The 15,881-nt window shown below is 68.0% G+C and carries 16 protein-coding genes; 8 read left to right on the top strand and 8 right to left on the bottom strand.

The genetic code is table 11. The annotated features are described in order from the left end of the window. Window positions 1–7 precede the first annotated feature (7 nt). The 4 genes from P7F68_RS17365 to P7F68_RS17350 all read left to right on the top strand — a co-directional run bounded on the left by P7F68_RS17365 (window position 8) and on the right by P7F68_RS17350 (window position 4,166). Window positions 8–997, top strand: coding sequence for a PQQ-dependent catabolism-associated beta-propeller protein (locus P7F68_RS17365; protein ID WP_002923388.1), 990 nt, complete (start codon window positions 8–10; stop codon window positions 995–997). 444 nt (window positions 998–1,441) lie between these two features. Beyond that, entirely contained in the window at window positions 1,442–2,677 is a 1,236-nt protein-coding gene (locus P7F68_RS17360; RefSeq protein ID WP_277835024.1) for a type 1 periplasmic-binding domain-containing protein, read from the top strand. A 92-nt stretch (window positions 2,678–2,769) separates the two neighbouring features. Further along, window positions 2,770–3,579: an ABC transporter permease gene (locus tag P7F68_RS17355; RefSeq protein ID WP_002923400.1), complete on the top strand. Its 810-nt coding sequence runs from the start codon at window positions 2,770–2,772 to the stop codon at window positions 3,577–3,579. Between the two features lie 44 nt (window positions 3,580–3,623). Further along, window positions 3,624–4,166 (top strand): SRPBCC family protein, encoded by a 543-nt coding sequence (locus P7F68_RS17350; protein ID WP_037983184.1) that lies wholly within the window; start codon window positions 3,624–3,626, stop codon window positions 4,164–4,166. A 28-nt stretch (window positions 4,167–4,194) separates the two neighbouring features. On the opposite strand, the gene P7F68_RS17345 is transcribed toward P7F68_RS17350, so the two are convergent. Next, on the bottom strand, window positions 4,195–5,190 hold the full coding sequence (locus P7F68_RS17345) for an MBL fold metallo-hydrolase (protein ID WP_277835022.1): 996 nt from the start codon (window positions 5,188–5,190) through the stop codon (window positions 4,195–4,197). A 26-nt stretch (window positions 5,191–5,216) separates the two neighbouring features. Between P7F68_RS17345 and P7F68_RS17340 the strand changes: the two genes are divergently transcribed. Beyond that, window positions 5,217–5,756, top strand: coding sequence for a DUF3280 domain-containing protein (locus tag P7F68_RS17340; RefSeq protein ID WP_002923403.1), 540 nt, complete (start codon window positions 5,217–5,219; stop codon window positions 5,754–5,756). Between the two features lie 21 nt (window positions 5,757–5,777). On the opposite strand, the gene P7F68_RS17335 is transcribed toward P7F68_RS17340, so the two are convergent. The 7 genes from P7F68_RS17335 to P7F68_RS17305 all read right to left on the bottom strand — a co-directional run bounded on the left by P7F68_RS17335 (window position 5,778) and on the right by P7F68_RS17305 (window position 12,195). Continuing rightward, entirely contained in the window at window positions 5,778–6,614 is an 837-nt protein-coding gene (locus P7F68_RS17335) for a quinoprotein dehydrogenase-associated SoxYZ-like carrier (RefSeq protein WP_270069512.1), read from the bottom strand. Window positions 6,615–6,635: 21 nt separating this feature from the next. Next, complete coding sequence (locus P7F68_RS17330; RefSeq protein WP_277835021.1) at window positions 6,636–7,604, bottom strand: quinoprotein relay system zinc metallohydrolase 2; 969 nt, start codon at window positions 7,602–7,604, stop codon at window positions 6,636–6,638. 37 nt (window positions 7,605–7,641) lie between these two features. Continuing rightward, window positions 7,642–8,013 carry a hypothetical protein gene (locus P7F68_RS17325; protein WP_277835020.1) on the bottom strand — a complete coding sequence of 124 codons (372 nt, stop codon included), beginning with the start codon at window positions 8,011–8,013 and terminating at the stop codon, window positions 7,642–7,644. A gap of 25 nt (window positions 8,014–8,038) precedes the next feature. Then, a complete protein-coding gene (locus P7F68_RS17320; protein ID WP_277835019.1) occupies window positions 8,039–8,776 on the bottom strand; it encodes a hypothetical protein in 738 nt (245 codons plus the stop codon). A gap of 53 nt (window positions 8,777–8,829) precedes the next feature. After that, window positions 8,830–9,726: a quinoprotein dehydrogenase-associated putative ABC transporter substrate-binding protein gene (locus P7F68_RS17315; RefSeq protein ID WP_002944319.1), complete on the bottom strand. Its 897-nt coding sequence runs from the start codon at window positions 9,724–9,726 to the stop codon at window positions 8,830–8,832. Between the two features lie 16 nt (window positions 9,727–9,742). Continuing rightward, entirely contained in the window at window positions 9,743–10,165 is a 423-nt protein-coding gene (locus P7F68_RS17310; RefSeq protein WP_002923410.1) for a c-type cytochrome, read from the bottom strand. Between the two features lie 191 nt (window positions 10,166–10,356). After that, window positions 10,357–12,195 (bottom strand): methanol/ethanol family PQQ-dependent dehydrogenase, encoded by a 1,839-nt coding sequence (locus tag P7F68_RS17305; protein WP_002944322.1) that lies wholly within the window; start codon window positions 12,193–12,195, stop codon window positions 10,357–10,359. A gap of 427 nt (window positions 12,196–12,622) precedes the next feature. Here P7F68_RS17305 and P7F68_RS17300 point away from each other — a divergent pair, with 427 nt between their 5' ends. The 3 genes from P7F68_RS17300 (at window position 12,623) to P7F68_RS17290 (ending at window position 15,847) form a co-directional block, all read left to right on the top strand. Next, window positions 12,623–13,816 (top strand): ATP-grasp domain-containing protein, encoded by a 1,194-nt coding sequence (locus P7F68_RS17300; RefSeq protein WP_277835018.1) that lies wholly within the window; start codon window positions 12,623–12,625, stop codon window positions 13,814–13,816. After that, window positions 13,813–14,724 (top strand): triphosphoribosyl-dephospho-CoA synthase, encoded by a 912-nt coding sequence (locus P7F68_RS17295; RefSeq protein ID WP_277835017.1) that lies wholly within the window; start codon window positions 13,813–13,815, stop codon window positions 14,722–14,724. The genes P7F68_RS17300 and P7F68_RS17295 overlap by 4 nt, the downstream gene beginning before the upstream one ends. A 73-nt stretch (window positions 14,725–14,797) precedes the next feature. Further along, entirely contained in the window at window positions 14,798–15,847 is a 1,050-nt protein-coding gene (locus tag P7F68_RS17290; RefSeq protein WP_277835016.1) for a beta-ribofuranosylaminobenzene 5'-phosphate synthase family protein, read from the top strand. Window positions 15,848–15,881: the final 34 nt, after the last annotated feature.

Raw genomic sequence — 15,881 nt, 5'->3', positions numbered from 1 at the left:
GACAATAATGAACCGACTGAAGACCCTGGGCTGCGCAGTGGCCACCTCGCTCATGCTTGCCTTGCCCGCCGGCGCCGCCCTGGCCAAGGACACCGGCTACATTTTCGTCAGCAGCGAGAACGACAACGCGGTCACGGTGCTCGACGGCAAGACCTTCCAGGTGGTCAAGACCATCCCCACCGGCGAACGCCCGCGCGACATGAAGCTGACCGCCGACCGCGAGCAGATCTTCGTCATCGCCAGCAACAGCGAGCGGGTGGATGTGATCGACATCGCCAAACTCGAGGTGGTGCGCAGCATCGACGTCGGCGAGGACCCGGAGATGTTCGATTTCAGCAAGGACGGCAGCAAGATCTACGTTTCCAACGAGGATGACGCCGAGGTCTCCGTGGTTGACGTCGCCAAGAACGAAATCCTCGCCACCATCGAGGTTGGCGAGGAGCCCGAGGGCGTCCTGGTCAGCAAGGATGGCAGCCGCCTGTACGTGACCTCCGAGGTCGCCAACATGGTGCACGTGATCGATACCGCGACCAACGAGATCCTTGCCAACGTGGTGGTCGGTAACCGCCCGCGCCGCTTCGCCGACACCCCGGACGGCAGCGAGGTGTGGGTGACCAACGAGCTTGGCGCCTCGGTGACGATTCTCGACGCCAAGGCCAACACCATCAAGGAGACGGTCAGCTTCGCGCCCAAGGGCTTCCGCAGCGAGGAGGTGACCCCGGTCGGCATCACCATGACACGCGATGGCAAGACCGCCTACGTCACCCTCGGCCGCGCCAACCACTTCGCCGTGGTCGATGTCGCCAGCCGCCAGATCAAGGACTACGTGCTCGTCGGCAGCCGCGCCTGGGGCGCTACGCTGAGCCGAGACGAGTCGATGCTGGTGATCGTCAATGGCCTGTCCGACGACATCTCCATCGTCGACACCAAGACCAACAAGGTGCTCCGTTCCGTGCCGGTCGGCCGCGTGCCGCACACAGCGGTGATCGACGACTGATGTAAGGCTCGCGGCTTGCGCCGCTCCTACGGAAGTGCGGCGCAGCGTTTGTTCCCGCCGTGGGAGCGGCGCCAGCCGCGAGGGTTTGAAGGCGATGGAGGGTGGCGGGTGCGGCGAAAGGCTCGCGGCTTGCGCCGCTCCTACGGCAACCCGCGGCGCGCATCGCCCTGTGGGAGCGGCGCCAGCCGCGAGGGTTTGAAGGCGATGGAGGGTGGCGGGTGCGGCGAAAGGCTCGCGGCTTGCGCCGCGCCTACGGCAACCCGCGGCGCGCATCGCCCTGTGGGAGCGGCGCCAGCCGCGAGGGTTTGAAGGCGATGGAGGGTGGTGGATGCGACGAAAGGCTCGCGGCTTGCGCCGCTCCCACGGGAAACCGTCGCGCCTATGTCGGACCTTGGTTGGCGAGGCTCGCGGTGCTGACCTGGAATATGGATGGAGAACGATAAGATGAAACTGCGTTTCCCCACGCATCTCGCTTGCGCGGCGGGCGCTCTGCGTCCGCCGCCGATGGCTGGCCTCATGCATCTGGCGCTGGCGATGGGCTTGCTGCTCTTCACCCTGGCTGCCACGGCAGCCGAGGTGATCCGCTTCGGTTACCTGGAGCTGGACAAGGATCCGCGCTACGACGACAAGAAGGCCTTTTTTCGCACCCTGTCGCGTCCGCTGGGGCCGCCGCTTGCCGGTGCCGAGGTGGCGATCCGCGAAGTGCGCTTCGTTGGCCAGGCCCTGGGCGTGGGCTTCGAGCTCGCGCGCGCAAAGGGTGCCGATGCCGCTGCCTTGCTCGCCGAACTCGACAGGCTCAACGGCGAGGGCGTGCGCTTCTTCCTGATCGACGCGCCGGGTCCGGTGGTGGCCGAGCTGGCGGCGAAGACGCGCGGCCGCGAATTGCTGCTGTTCAACGTGTCTGCGGCTGACGACGCACTGCGCCAGGCGCAGTGCCAGGCCCACCTCTATCACACCCTGCCCAACCACGGCATGCAGACCGACGCGCTGGCCCAGTTCCTGGTGTTCAAGAAGTGGCGCAACGTGCTGTTGCTGCAGGGGCCACGCGACGAGGACAAGCTCATCGGCGCCGCCTTCGAAAACTCCGCGCGCCGGCTCGGCCTGAAGATCGTCGCCAGGAAGGAGTTCGTGCTCAGCAATGACCCGCGCCAGCGCGAGCAGGGCAATGTCGGCCTGCTGACCGCCGGCGCCGATCACGATGTCGTCTTCGTCGCGGACAGCGACGGCGAGTTTGCGCGCAGCGTGCCCTACGACACCGTGCGCCCGCGTCCGGTGATCGGCGCCGAGGGCCTGGTGGCCGAGGCCTGGCACTGGGCCTGGCCGCGCCATGGCGCGCCCCAGCTCACTGGCCGCTTCGACAAGCAGGCCAAGCGTCACATGGGCAGCGCCGACTGGGCGGCGTGGATCGCGGTCAAGGCGGTGGTGGAGGCCGTGGTACGCACCGAGAACGCGCCCTTCGACAAGCTCGTCGCCTACCTCGGCAGCGAGGAGATCACCATCGACGGTTTCAAGGGCAACCGCCTCAACTTCCGCGACTGGGATCGCCAGTTGCGCCAGCCGATGCTGATCGCCACCCACAACGCGGTGATCGAGCGCGCGCCCATCCAGGGCTTCCTGCACCAGAGCAACAACATGGATACGCTCGGTTTCGACCGCCGCGACAGCCAGTGCAAGCCCTGAACCGCCAGAGCCGAACGGAGTGGATGCATGAATGGACGCATGAAGGCCAGGCCCGGATCGATTGAACGCTGGCGCTGCCGGGAGGGCCGTGCATGAGGCTCGCCCACGCCCTGCTTGCGCTGCAGGCGGTCACCAGTCGCGAGGTCGCCAAGTTCGTCCGCCAGGGCGGACGGCTGGCGTCCGCCCTTGTGCGCCCGCTGCTGTGGCTGGTGGTGTTCGCCGCCGGTTTCCAGAACGTGTTCGGCGTCTCCATCATCCCGCCCTACGACACTTACATCCCCTACCAGACCTACATCGTGCCCGGGCTGCTGGGCATGGTGCTGCTGTTCAACGGCATGCAGTCCTCGCTGGCGATGGTCTATGACCGCGAGATGGGGGTGATGCGCCTGCTGCTTACGGCGCCGCTGCCGCGCTGGTATCTGTTGTTCTGCAAGCTGCTCGCCGGCACCCTGCTGTCGGTGCTGCAGGCCTACGTCTTTCTCGCCATCGCGGCGCTGTTCGATGTCGACGTGCCGTTTGGCGGCTGGCTCTACGCGCTGCCGGTGCTGGTGCTGGCCGGCATGATGCTGGGCGCGCTGGGCCTCCTGTTGTCGGTGCATGTGCGTCAGCTCGAGAACTTCGCCGGCACGATGAACTTCGTCATCTTCCCGATGTTCTTCATCTCGCCTGCGCTTTATCCGTTGTGGAAGCTGGAGGAGTCCGGCGCGCGGGTGATCCACTTCCTCGCCACCTGGAACCCCTTCACCCACGCCGTCGAGGCGATCCGCTTCGCACTCCATGGCCAGGTGTCGGTGCAGTCGCTCGCCATCGTCGGTGCTTGCCTGGTCGTCTTCTTCCTGCTTGCAGCCTGGGGCTACGACCCGCAGCGCGGCATGCTCAAGCGCACCGGCAAGCCGGGCTGAACGCCATCCCCCGCAAGTCATCAAGACCCACTCCTGGAGACGACATGACAACCACTCGCAGAAGCGTATTGAGCCTGGCCCTGTGCGGCCTGCTGGTCGGCAGCGCCTGGGCGCATGGGCCGAGCCGGCAGAAGGTGGAGCTCAGCATCGACATTGCGGCGCCGGCCGACAAGGTGTGGGCGCGGATCGCCAATTTCCACGACATGTCCTGGCATCCTGCGGTGGCCCGCACCGACGGCGCTGCGGCGAACGAAGTGGGTGCGGAGCGTGTGCTGGTCCTCAAGGGCGAGGGCGAGCCGAGCATCGGCGAGCAGCTCACCCGCTACAGTGCCGAGCGCATGAGCTACTCGTACAAGATCAGCAAGGGCGACGTGGCGGTGCTGCCGGTAAGCAACTACGTGTCCCACCTTACGGTGACGGCCGACGGCGACAAGGGCTCGAAGGTCGAGTGGCGCGGTGCCTTCTACCGGGGCTTTCCCAACAATGATCCGCCGCCCGAGTTGAACGACGCGGCTGCGATCGCTGCCGTGACCGGCGTCTACCAGGCCGGGCTCGATGCGCTCAAGCGCGAACTGGAAGGGCGCTGAGCGCCGCGGCCGGCGGGCGCCGCCCCTGTCAGTCCTCGAACAATTCGTTTTCGAGCGCGAGGTAGCGCCGCTGCACGTTGCGCTCATGCTGCAAGGGGTAGCGCGCCCAGTGGCTGTAGGCCGGCAGGTCCGCGGCCTTGATTGCCTCCAGCAGCGGCGTTCCGGCGGCGAGCAGGGCGTGCACCCGGGTGTCGATGTCGCGCAGGTAGTGGCGCAGGGCGGCCAGTGCGTGCGTGCCGGCAGGTGCGCCATAGCCCGGCACGACGAGGTCGCGGTCCTGCCCAGCGAGGGCTTCCAGCCTGTCCAGTGCGGCCAGCCAGCCCGCCATGTCGCCGTCGCGCAGTTCCGGGACTCGCCCGAAGCCCGCCAGCGCACCGGCAAAGACGATCCCGCTGCGCGTGTCGCGTACGATCAGGTCGCCCGGCGAACTGCCCCAGCCCGGGTGGATCAGCTGCAGTTCGCGTCCGCCGACGGTGACGACGGTGTCGCCGTCGATCCGCTGTGTGGGCACCACGACGCGCGTGCCGGCCATTTCGTCCTCGCCGAGCTGCGTGCGCAGCGTGCGCAGACAGGTTTCGCAGCGCGCCTCGATGAGCTCGGCACTGGCGCGATGGCTCAGCACGGGGATGCCGCGTTCGGTGAACGCGCTTGCGCCCATCACGAACTCCTGCAGCGGCTGGGTAATGATCGCCAGCACCACCGGCTTGCCACCGATGCGTTCGGCCGTCTCGATCACGGCGCGGCCGTGGCGATACGAAGCCCCGCAGTTGATCACCACCGTGCCCTGTTCACCGACCACGAAGCCGATGTTGCCGATCTCGCCGCGGTTGGCCGGCGTCGGTGCGTCGACATCGCCGACGAGCACGTGGACGCCTTCGGCCAGGCCTTGCGGCATGCGCCCGGCCGCCGCGGCGTCCAGCTGCGCGAGGACGGCTGCGGGTGCGAACGTGATCAGGCACAGCAGTGCCGCAGCAAGCCGCAGGGCCGCAGGGCCGAACGTCCACCGCCTGTCCGAATGTCTCATCCCACCTCCTGCAGGAGACGAACGCCATGAATGCAACGATACGCCGTCTTCGCCGCTTGCTCGTGGCGGCGCTGCTGTGCGCCGCGGGCGGTGTCGCCCTTGCCGCACCGCCATCGCTGGCGATGATCGGTTTCGAACTGCTCGAGGACCATCCGGATGGCAGCCGGGATGCCGAACAGCAGGCGCGGCTGAAGATGATCGACGCCGAGTTCCGCGCGCTCATCGCCGAGCGCGGGCTCTACCGGCCGGTGGATCTTGCTCCCCAGCAGGCGCTGGTGGACAAGGTGCGCAACAGCGCAGAATTCGTGTTCCGCTGCGTGCATTGCAAGTCCGATCTCGCCGCAGGGCTTGGCAGCGACTATGTGGCTGTGGGTTGGGTGCAGAAGGTCAGCAACCTGATCCTCAACGTCAATATCGAGATCATCGAGGCGGCCAGCGGTCGTGTCGCCCTGGTCAAGTCGGTCGATCTGCGCGGCAACAACGACGAAAGCTGGCTGCGCGGTGTGCGTTTCATGGTGCGCGACATGGCCGAGAAGCGTGCGCTCAACCCGGGCTACGGTTTGTAGGCGCTGCCCGGGTGCATGGCACTAGCGCGGCGAGATCTTCAGCGCGCTCTCGAAGCGCAGATCGTTGGTGTCGATGACCTCGGCCTTCAGTTCGCCCTCGGCGTGCGGCAGGAAGTAGAAGCGGAAATTGGGATTCTCGCTGATCGAGAAGTCCACCTCCGCGCGCAGCACCGGCTCGCCCGCATAGCTGACCTGGATGTGGCGCACGAAATAGGCCGGCGTATAGAGCCGGGTGAGCTGATCCATGGCCAGGCCGGAGTTGTTCGGATGGCTGATCATCAACTGCGCGAGTGCCGGCTTGCCGGCCTCGACCTTGCCGTCGGCTGCAGCCTCGACGCGAAAGCGCATCTTACCCAGATTGGCCAGCGCTGCCGTCATGTCCTTGCCCGGCGGCGCGGAGCAGCCGCCCGAGGCCTTGACGAAGCGGGTCGTCATGAACAGCTCGCCGTCATTCATCTGCGCGATCGCACGCACGTGGGTATAGGCCTCGATCCGGACCCGCGTCTCGATGTCGGCGCGGCCGCTGGCGGGCGTGAAGTGGAACACCGCACCGACCGGCGAAGGGTTGTTGTCGATGACGAGGTAGAGCTTCTCGATGTAGCGCTCGGCGCGCTGGTCGATGTGGGTGCGGATCGACAGCGGGACGATGGCTGCATCCTGGGCGCGGTCCGGGGCCTCGATGCTGATGACATCGGGGGCCGGGCTGGTGATGTCGCGGCCCTGGAACATGGCCTTGCGCACCTGTTGCCAGGTCGCGTTGGCCTCCGCGTCGTCTGCCGCGGCCTGCTGTGCCAGGCCCGTGCCCGGCAGGCCGAGCAGGAGCGTGCACCACAGCAGTAGTGATCTGAGCGTGTTCATGGCTTCTCCTGTGGGGTGGTCCTAGTCTTCCCATTCCAGCTCGGCAAACGCCGCAGTCAGGTTGCGGCGATGAAAGTCGTCTGCCAGCAGCCAGCCTTCGATGCCGGTGCCGGCCAGCGCCTCGACCGTCTCGGCAATGCCGCGCCCCTCGGCGATGGCCTGGCGTGTGCGATCGCGGACCAGCGCGAGGTATTCGTTCTGGCGGGCGAAAGCGTGCGCCCATTCGCTCGTGGGGTGGCCGTGGCCGGGTACGACGAGATGCCCTGCCAGCCCGCCATTCGGGCCGGAGAGTGCGTCCATGACGGCCAGCCAGCCAAGCAGGCGGCCGTCGATCACCGGCAGGTGCGTCGAGAACAGCAGGTCACCCAGGAAGACGACGCCGCGCTCGGGGACATGCACGCTCAGGTCGTTGTCGGTGTGGGCGGTCTGCCAGGCGCGCAAGTGCAGGCGGACGTCGCCGAGTTCGAGCGTGAGGCGGTCGTCCACAAGGATCTCGTAAGCCGGGAACGCTGGCGCTCCCGCAGTGGCGCCGGTGTCGCGCCCGAGCGCGTGGAGATAAAAGGGCGCGCGCGCGGCGAGCGAGGCGGGCAGGCGTGCGTGCGCAACGAAGCGGGGCCGCGGCTCGAGCGCGGCGAAAGCCGGGTTGCCGAGGATGTGGTCGGGGTGCACATGGGTGTTGATCACATAGCACACCGGTCGCGTCGTTGCCGCGCGGATGCTGGCAAGCAGGGCTGCGCCGGTTGCCGGGCTGCCCCCGGTGTCGATCACGGCGACACAGTCGGAGCCGACCACGAAGCCCAGGTTCGCCACATCGTCCGCGTCGGTGGCGGCCCAGGGCTGGTGCCGGCCCTGATGCACGAACACGCCCGGGGCCAGCTCATCGACCGGCAGGGGCTGGGTTGCCAGCAACTCGCCCGCGGCGCTTGCCAGCACGGCAAGCACTGTGGCGAGGATGCCTGCGCGGGAGGCTCGGACGGTGCGCACGGCCATGGGCCGCAGGGGCTCGGTGTGTCGGCGACCGGGGCGCTCAGCGGCTGGCGGCCGAGGTGTCGATGAAGCAGCCCTTCTTGGCCTTGGCCTGCAGTTCCTGGTACTTGCGCACTTCGCCGCGCCAGTGCTTGCCGCGGTAATAGCCGCCACGCTCGCCGCCGATGGTGTTGGCCAGGGAGGCAGTGTGCATGCTGCGGTAATCCTCGAAGCTGACCTCGCGCGCGAGCGCATCGAGTGCACACGAGCACTTGCTCGACATCTCGAACTGCGGGCCAGGGTGGTCGCGCATGCACTCGAGCACGTAGCTCACGCGCTCGATGGTGGGAAAGTCGTTGGCCACTGCCGGCAGGCTCGCCGACGCGGCAAGGGCGATGATGACGGTCGCGAGGGGTTTGAAGGACTTGTTCATCGGGCGTGCTCCACAAGGAGGCGGCTCATCTTCCGAGTGCCGCCTGTCTGGGTGGGAGGGCGGGCAGGGTGGCGCCATCGAGAACCAGCTCCTCGACCACCAGCGGTTCTGCGCCCGCCTCGGGGTTGTTCATGCGTGTCGCCATGCCGAGCACGCCGCCAGGGACGGCTTCCGACAGCCAGAACACATACTGCTTGTCCGCGTACTGGGCGAAGCGCTCGCGGTTGGGGTCGTCGTCGTACGGGGAGATCGACACCTCCTGCACCGCGATGCTGCGGCCCTGGTAGTGGGCATCGCGATGCTCGACCCGGGCGCCGTCGTAGATGGCCATGCGGATGCGCTTGCGGAAGTGGTTGGGCTGGCCCTTGGTCAGGCGGTTCATGTCGCGCACGTCATGCTCGAGGAAGTACAGGATGACGGGGTTGGCGCGTGCGTCTTCGACCTCGGGGAGCCGGGTGCGCCGCTCTGCGCTGAGGAAGTCGGCTTCGGCGTCGCAGCAGACACCGGCATCGGTCGGCGATAGCCGCAGCGCCACGCGATCCTCGAAGCCGGCCTCGAGCGTGCCGTGCTTGCGGAAGCTGTACTCGAGCAATTGCGGCGGCTTGACTGCAGACAGGTGCTCGGACATGAAGATGATGCGTTCGGCCGCCGAATAGTCCTGCGCCTGCGCCGCCGCCAGTGCTGGCCTGCCCGCAAGTGCGAGGCAGCCCAGGGCTAGCACGGTGGCCCACTGCGCAAGGCGGATCGGAGTGTGACGGTGCATGCTGCCCTCTGTCGGTGTCTGCTGCGGAGGGGGTGAGGATGGCGCAAGGCGCATCAGTTCGCCGCCGTGCGTTGATCGAGGTCGATCAGCGGGACGTGATAGGCCTTGAGAATGTCCTGGATCTCGCCCTGATGACTGTCCAGGAAGCCCTCGATCTGTTTCTGCCACTCGGGCTCGCCGCGGCGAATCCCCATGCCGAATGCGAAATCGAACTGGATGCCGGGCTCCGACTTCAGCGGCACCACCTTGAGCGGCGGGTCGACCTGGCGTGCGTAGTAGCCGGCGACCGGACCCCAGACGATGGCGACGTCGATCTTGCCCGACACGAGGTCCTTGTCGATGATGTCGCCCACGTAATGATCCATGGCGACGTTGATCGTCTGGTAGGGCACGCCCTGGTCGACGAGGTTGTGGCGATCCATCCACTTCGATACCGGCGACTTGTCATAGAGGCCGATCCTGAGCTTGCCGAGGCGCTCCTGGCCAAGCGCGAGGAAGTCGTCCACCGTGGCGACGTCGTCCAGGCCCTTGCCGGGCGGGATCACCATGGCATAGGTCGAGCGGTAGTAGGGCTTGGTGACGGCGACCTGGTCGAAGCCCACCGGCAGCCCGATGATCACGTCGCAGGGGTAGTCCTCGCCCGGTAACTTGTAGCGCAAGGTGTTGCGGATGAACACGAAGCGCTGTGGATAGTTGAAGTAGGTGACCGGGACGCCGAGATGCTTGCCGAACAGCTCGGCGATGCGGTTCTCGAAACCCTCCTCGCCGGCATTGGAGAAGGGCATGTTGTTCGGGTCCTGGCACACGCGCAGCGCGTCGCGGCCGTTGGCCTTGCCTTGCTCGGCGTGTGCCTCGACGGGCGCGAGCAGCAGCAGGATTGCGGACAGTGCGCCGACGCTGCCGGCGGCGAGGTGCGGGACGCGTGGGCGTCGGGCTTGGCTCTCAGTCATCGGAAGTCCCGTCGGCTCATTCGATTGCGCTCACTCGCGCGCGGGTTATGGCACCGTCCGAGCGCCCCTTGAGGTAGGCATAGAGGTGGTCGATGTTGTCCATCACGCGCTGGTCGCTGCCAAAGCTCTGCATGCCCTTGTCCAGGCGACCGTCGCGCACGACGGTGACGAACTCGTCCCTGCTCAGCGTCTTCAGGCTTTCGATCAGCGAGGGGCCAACCATGCCTTCCTGGTTGGCGCCGTGGCAGCGGTCGCAGGCGGCAGCTCGCCAGGTACGGAAACCCTGCAAGGTGTCGGCATCCACCTTGTAGCCGTCTACCACGGTGTACAGGGGCTTGTCGGACGCGCTGCTCTTGGCCGCGGCCCGGGCGTCCTCCGCCTGGGTCGCGGAACCGAAGCAGAGCAGGGCGAATGCAATGGCGAACTGCCTGTGTCTCATGACTCCTCCTCCATCCGGGCTCGATGCGGCCCGTCGGTCTCGATCGGCGGGCTCGATCACGCCGCCTTGTCTTTGTGTTGTCTGATCCCTTGTGCGGCCCGGGGTTCATGGCCCGGGGGCGGAGATCGAAACGGCCTGTTGCAGGGAGGGCTGGCCGGTGGCCCGTGCTGCGGCCACCGGTGCCCGCGCCATCAACGATTGGGCAGTGCGAAGATCGTCAGCGAGCCGCCGAGCTGGGTGTAGTTCTGCAGGTCGCGGTAGCCGCCCACTGCGCCCAGGCCATCGGTGTCCTGCTCCAGCCCTGCCGCCATGCCGATGCCGGCCCAGCCGCCGATACCCGAGAACACGCCCAGGTATTGCTTGCCCTTGTGCAGGTAGGTGAACACGTTGCCGATGATGCCCGAGGGCGTCTTGAAGCTGTACAGCTCCTTGTTGATGTCCTTGGCATCAACACACTTCAGGTGGCCTTCAAGGGTGCCGAAGCAGGAGATGCCGCCAGCCGTGTTGAGCGAACCGCTCCATACCGAGAACTTCTCGGGCTTGGACTGCACGATCTTGCCTTCGCCCGCATCCCAGGCGATGAAGTTGCCCATGCCGCCATGGCTGTTGGGTGTCGGGAACATCGACAGCGTGGCGCCGACATAGGGCTGGCCGGCGACGTACTCGACCTCGAAGGGCTCGTAGTCCATGCACACATGGTTGGTCGGCACGTAGAACAGGCCGGTATTGGGGTCGAAGGAGGCCGGTTGCTGGTCCTTGGTGCCGAGCGCGGCCGGGCAGATGCCCTTCACGTTCACGTCGGGGCCGTGGTTCGGGTTGGTGAACTTCGAGGTGGAGTACTGGGCGACGACTTGCGGCCGGCCGGTCTTCATATCGACATGCGAGGCCCAGTTCACCGTCGGGTCGTACTTCTCGGCCACCAGCAGTGCGCCATTGGTGCGGTCCATGGTGTAGGCGAAGCCGTTGCGGTCGAAGTGCACCAGCGCCTTGGTGTCCTTGCCCTTGACCTTGATGTCGGCGAGGATCATCTCATTGACGCCGTCGTAGTCCCACTCGTCATGCGGCGTCATCTGGTAGACCCACTTGGCGACACCGGTGTCGAGGTCGCGGGCGAAGATGGTCATCGTCCACTTGTTGTCACCCGGGCGCTGCGAGGGGTTCCAGGTCGAGGGGTTGCCGGTGCCGGAGTAGACCAGGTTGAGTTCGGGGTCGTAGCTGAACCAGCCCCAGGTGGTGCCGCCGCCGATCTTCCACTGGTCGCCCTGCCAGGTCTTGAGCGAGGAGTCCTTGCCAACCGGCTTGAGCTCGCCGTCCGTCCAGGTCATGGTCTTGTCGGGGTCGATCAGCATTTCGGCATCGGGGCCTACGCTGTAGCCCTTCCACACCTGCTTGCCGGTGTTGATGTCGTAGGCCGCGAGGAAGCCGCGCACACCCCATTCGCCACCCGAGATGCCGGTGATCACCTTGTCGCCGAATACGTGCGGGGCGTTGGTGTTGACTGCGCCGAGCTTCGGATCGCCGTTGACCACGCTCCACAGCACCTTGCCGTCCTTGGCGTCGAGCGCGACCAGGGTGCTGTCGGCCTGCTGCAGGAAGATCTTGCCTTCGGCGTAGGCCAGGCCGCGATACACGGTGTCACAGCACATCTGCGCGATCACCGACGGATCCTGGCGCGGCTCGTGGCGCCAGACGATCTTCTGGGTGTCGAGATCGATCGCAAACACCTTGTTGGGGAAGGGCGTGTGGATGTACATCATGCCGTCGATGACGAGCGGCGAGCCTTCGTGGCCGCGCAGCACGCCGGTGGAGAAGGTCCACGCGACCTGCATGTCGCCCACGTTGTCCTTGTTGATCTGGTCCAGCTTGCTGTAGCGCTGGTTGTAGAAGTCGCCGGCCTGGGCCGCCCAGTTGCCCGGATTGTCGATCTTGGCCTTGAGGTCGGCATTCGCTGACGCGAGCCCCGGAAGTGCGAGCAATACGGCGGCCAGAAGCTGCATGTTGCGACGGGCGGGATTCCCGGTCTGTTTCATTTTTGTCTCCTCACTATTCAACGCTGAGTTGTATTGCCACACGAAACGCACTGCACCTCGCCGCGGCTCACGAGGACTACCGTGGCCTGCCTCCATCGCTGGTGGTCGTGGCCGTGAAACTGGTTCTGCCAATGCAAAGGCTGTGCCATCCGCGCCGAAGCACCGCCTGCACGGGCCGGGAGGGCCCTGCAGCGCGCCAGTCGCCGGCAAGCATGGGGTCCGTCGGCAGATCTCCGGCAACCAGGGCGGTGGGTGGGCGGCGTGCGCGCCGGAGAGGGCGTGGCGCTGCTGAGGGCGCCTGCTTAAATATGGGGCAGGTGCTACTTTTTGGGACATCCGGCAGCCGTTGCCAGGGCGCGTGGCGGGCTGCGCAGGCCCGACTGCAGGGCGGTGGCGTGCCGGTGGCGAACTGGCACAGAATGCCGCGATGATTCCGCGCACCGATGCCCCCACGATCGCCCTTGCGGCGTATTCCGCCCGCAGCCTCGCCGCCTGCGCGCGCGCGAGCGGCTTCCGAGCGATCGCCCTCGACCTGTTCGGCGACCAGGACACGCTTGCGCTCGCCGACGCCTGGTACGCCATCGGTGGCGACGGGCTGGCGATCGATGCCGACCGCCTGCTGGCTGCGCTGCACCGGCTGCGCGCGCGCGGTGTGCTGGGCTGGGTGGCGGGCAGCGGCTTCGAGGCGCACGGCGAACTCCTGCAGGCGGCCTCGGCAGTGCTGCCGCTGATCGGCAACGGCGCCGAGCTTGTGCGGCGCGTGCGCACGCCGGCGACGTTCTTCGCGGTGCTGGCCGAGCTGGGAATCGCCCACCCGCCTTCGCAGACCGTGCCGCCCGCACGGCTCAGCGGCTGGCTGCTGAAGGATGCGCACGCCTGCGGCGGCTGGCACATCGAACGCCTGGCGCAGCGGGTGCGGGCACCCGTGCGCCCTGGGCCGGGCCTCCATTACCAGCGCGAGCTGCGCGGCGAGGCGTACTCCGCGCTCTTTCTCGCCGATGGGCGCGAGGCTTGCGTCCTCGGCATCGCCCGCCAGATCGTCCGGGCGCTGGGGCGGCGGCCTTTCGTGTACCGGGGCGGTGTCGGCCCGGTCGCCCTGCCGCAGTCCGTCGAGCAGGCCGTGCAGCGGGCGGTATCACTGCTGGCCGGGGCGTTCGCGCTGCGTGGGCTCAACGGTATCGATTTCATCGTCGATGGCGAGGCCGGCATGCAGGTGCTGGAGCTCAACCCGCGCCCGACCGCGGCGGTCAGTCTGTTCCACGACGCCGTCGAGGGCGGGCTCCTGCGCGCCCATGTCGAGGCCAGCGCCGGCCGCTTGGTCCGGCCCGGCGCGCGCGGGTTGCCCGTACGGGGTTTCGAGACCGTTTTTGCACGCCAGCCGGGGCGGGTGGGGGCCGCGCTGGGGCGCGCCCTGCTCGACCGTGCCTGGGTGTGCGACGTGCCGCCCGCCGGTCGCAGGCATGCGCGCGGTGATCCGGTATGCACCGTGCTTGCACAGGGGCCGTCCGCCGAGGCCGTCCTGCGCGCGCTGGACAGCCGCCGCTGCGCGCTGCTCGAGGCCCTGGACACGGGCGTGCTGCGCACCATCGGTACCGACACATTGGAGGGAGACGCGCGATGAACGCGATGCAGGCGGCCTTCCTGTGGGCGTGCGGGCTCGATGTTGCGGTGCGCAAGCCTGGCAACGTCAGCTTCGCCTCCGGCGGGCATGACATGGTGGCGCAGCAGTTCCTCACCAGCGCCAGGGTTTCCGCGCCGGCCTTGTGCGAGCCTGGGGCTGCGCCCGGCGCCAGGCTCGAGGCGGCGGTGGCGGCCACGCGCGCGGCAGTGGGCTGCAACACCAACCTCGGGATCCTCCTGCTGGCCATGCCGCTGGTGTGTGCGGCCGAGCGTGCCCGCGCGCGCAGCTGCCGCAGTCTGCGCAGCGCGCTGCAGGGCTGCCTGCAGGCGCTCGACCTCGCCGACGCGGCAGCCGCGTACCGTGCGATCGCGCTCGCCAATCCGGGCGGGCTGGGGGCGGCAGACGAGGAGGACGTGTCGCGGCCGCCGACGGTGGGCTTGCGCGCCGCCATGGCCTTGGCCGCCGACCGCGACCTCATCGCACGACAGTACGCCGAGGACTACCGGCTGGTGTTCGAGTTCGGCCTGGATGCCTTTCAGGCGCCCGTGGCCGCGACCCTGGCGCAGCGCGTGCAGGCGGTCTACCTGGCCTGGCTGGCCACGCACCCGGACTCCCACCTGCGGCGCAAGTTCGGCGACGCCGTCGCCGAGCAGGTGCGTCGCGAGGCCGTGCCCTGGCAGGCGCGCCTGGCGCGCGATCCCACCGCGGCCGAGGCGGCGGACTTTGCGCGCTGGGATGCGTCGCTCAAGGCGCGCGGCGTCAACCCCGGCACGAGTGCCGACCTGACGGTGTGCACCCTGTTCGTGGCTGCGCTGCTGCAACCGTCGTGGATCGATTGCGGGGTCGACTGCCGGGCCGATGGTTGTGGCGATGGCCGTGACGATGACGTATGGAACGATGCTTGCTAAACAGCACGGGTCGGCACCGCCTGCCGCTGTCGTTCACCGTCATCGTTCATCGTCACCGGGCCCTTCAAAGACCATGAGCTTCCTTCGTTCCGCAGCAGCGTCCACGCGCCACCACGCGCGCAGCGTGACTGTCGATGCGCCGGCGCGTCTCCACCTGGGTTTTCTCGACCCCAACGGCAGTCTCGGGCGCCGCTTCGCCAGCCTGGGGCTGGTCATCGAGGGCTTCGAAGCCCGGCTTGCGGTCAGCGCGGCGGCGCGCAACGCAGTCGAGATCGGAGCGGGCCTGGGCACGGTGCCGGGGCAGGACGAGAACCGCGAACGCATCGCCCGCTACCTTGATCTGCTGCAGCGCGAGACCGGACTGGAAACGCCCTTGAGCCTGCGCCTGAATGCCGCACCGCCGCCGCACTCTGGCTTCGGCTCCGGCACCCAGCTTGCGCTCGCGGTGGGCCGGGCCTTCTGCACCTGGCATGGCCTCGAGGTGCCGACCCGCCGGCTGGCCGCGATCCTCGGGCGCGGCAAGCGCTCGGGCGTCGGCATTGCCGGTTTCGATCGCGGCGGGCTGCTGCTCGATGGCGGCCCGGGGGCGGACGGCAGCGCCGCGCCCTTGCTCGCGCATGCCACGTTCCCGGCCGAGTGGACGGTCATGCTGGTGCTGGACGAGCGCATGGACGGCTTGTGCGGCGCTGCCGAACGGGTCGCAATGGATGCGCTGGCGCCTTTCCCGCGCGCGCTCGCGGCCGATCTCAGTCACCAGGTGCTGATGCGGGTGCTGCCGGCAGTGATCGAGCGCGATTTCGAGCCCTTCGCCGCGGGCGTCAGCCACGTCCAGCGCCTCATCGGCGACTACTTTGCCCCGGCCCAGGGCGGATCGATGTACACCAGCGCGGCCGTCGGGCACATGCTCGAGTGGTTGCGCGGCATCGAGGCGGCCGCGATCGGCCAGAGTTCGTGGGGGCCCACCGGCTTCGCAATCCTGCGCTCGCGGGCGGTGGCCGAGCGTGTGCTGGCGGCGGCGCGCGCGGCCGGTGTGCTCGACCCCGCGCTGCGCGTGGTGCTTACCACGGCGAACAATCGAGGTGCGCGCGTCGGGCTTGGTGCGCCTGCGCTGCAACGCGCCTGAGGGTGCCGCGCGGGCTTCCGGGTCGCCGGCGTGC

It is taken from the genome of Thauera mechernichensis (genome assembly GCF_029588855.1).
Lineage (GTDB): Bacteria > Pseudomonadota > Gammaproteobacteria > Burkholderiales > Rhodocyclaceae > Thauera > Thauera mechernichensis.
Note: the sequence above shows the minus strand (reverse complement) of the source record. Positions and strands in the feature narration are given on the sequence as shown.

Excerpts from the sequence above, each read along its gene's own strand:
- P7F68_RS17365 (WP_002923388.1), top strand. The coding sequence starts at position 8 with ATGAACCGACTGAAGACCCTGGGCTGCGCAGTGGCCACCTCGCTCATG.
- P7F68_RS17360 (WP_277835024.1), top strand. The coding sequence starts at position 1,442 with ATGAAACTGCGTTTCCCCACGCATCTCGCTTGCGCGGCGGGCGCTCTG.
- P7F68_RS17355 (WP_002923400.1), top strand. The coding sequence starts at position 2,770 with ATGAGGCTCGCCCACGCCCTGCTTGCGCTGCAGGCGGTCACCAGTCGC.
- P7F68_RS17350 (WP_037983184.1), top strand. The coding sequence starts at position 3,624 with ATGACAACCACTCGCAGAAGCGTATTGAGCCTGGCCCTGTGCGGCCTG.
- P7F68_RS17345 (WP_277835022.1), bottom strand. The coding sequence starts at position 5,190 with ATGAGACATTCGGACAGGCGGTGGACGTTCGGCCCTGCGGCCCTGCGG.
- P7F68_RS17340 (WP_002923403.1), top strand. The coding sequence starts at position 5,217 with ATGAATGCAACGATACGCCGTCTTCGCCGCTTGCTCGTGGCGGCGCTG.
- P7F68_RS17335 (WP_270069512.1), bottom strand. The coding sequence starts at position 6,614 with ATGAACACGCTCAGATCACTACTGCTGTGGTGCACGCTCCTGCTCGGC.
- P7F68_RS17330 (WP_277835021.1), bottom strand. The coding sequence starts at position 7,604 with ATGGCCGTGCGCACCGTCCGAGCCTCCCGCGCAGGCATCCTCGCCACA.
- P7F68_RS17325 (WP_277835020.1), bottom strand. The coding sequence starts at position 8,013 with ATGAACAAGTCCTTCAAACCCCTCGCGACCGTCATCATCGCCCTTGCC.
- P7F68_RS17320 (WP_277835019.1), bottom strand. The coding sequence starts at position 8,776 with ATGCACCGTCACACTCCGATCCGCCTTGCGCAGTGGGCCACCGTGCTA.
- P7F68_RS17315 (WP_002944319.1), bottom strand. The coding sequence starts at position 9,726 with ATGACTGAGAGCCAAGCCCGACGCCCACGCGTCCCGCACCTCGCCGCC.
- P7F68_RS17310 (WP_002923410.1), bottom strand. The coding sequence starts at position 10,165 with ATGAGACACAGGCAGTTCGCCATTGCATTCGCCCTGCTCTGCTTCGGT.
- P7F68_RS17305 (WP_002944322.1), bottom strand. The coding sequence starts at position 12,195 with ATGAAACAGACCGGGAATCCCGCCCGTCGCAACATGCAGCTTCTGGCC.
- P7F68_RS17300 (WP_277835018.1), top strand. The coding sequence starts at position 12,623 with ATGATTCCGCGCACCGATGCCCCCACGATCGCCCTTGCGGCGTATTCC.
- P7F68_RS17295 (WP_277835017.1), top strand. The coding sequence starts at position 13,813 with ATGAACGCGATGCAGGCGGCCTTCCTGTGGGCGTGCGGGCTCGATGTT.
- P7F68_RS17290 (WP_277835016.1), top strand. The coding sequence starts at position 14,798 with ATGAGCTTCCTTCGTTCCGCAGCAGCGTCCACGCGCCACCACGCGCGC.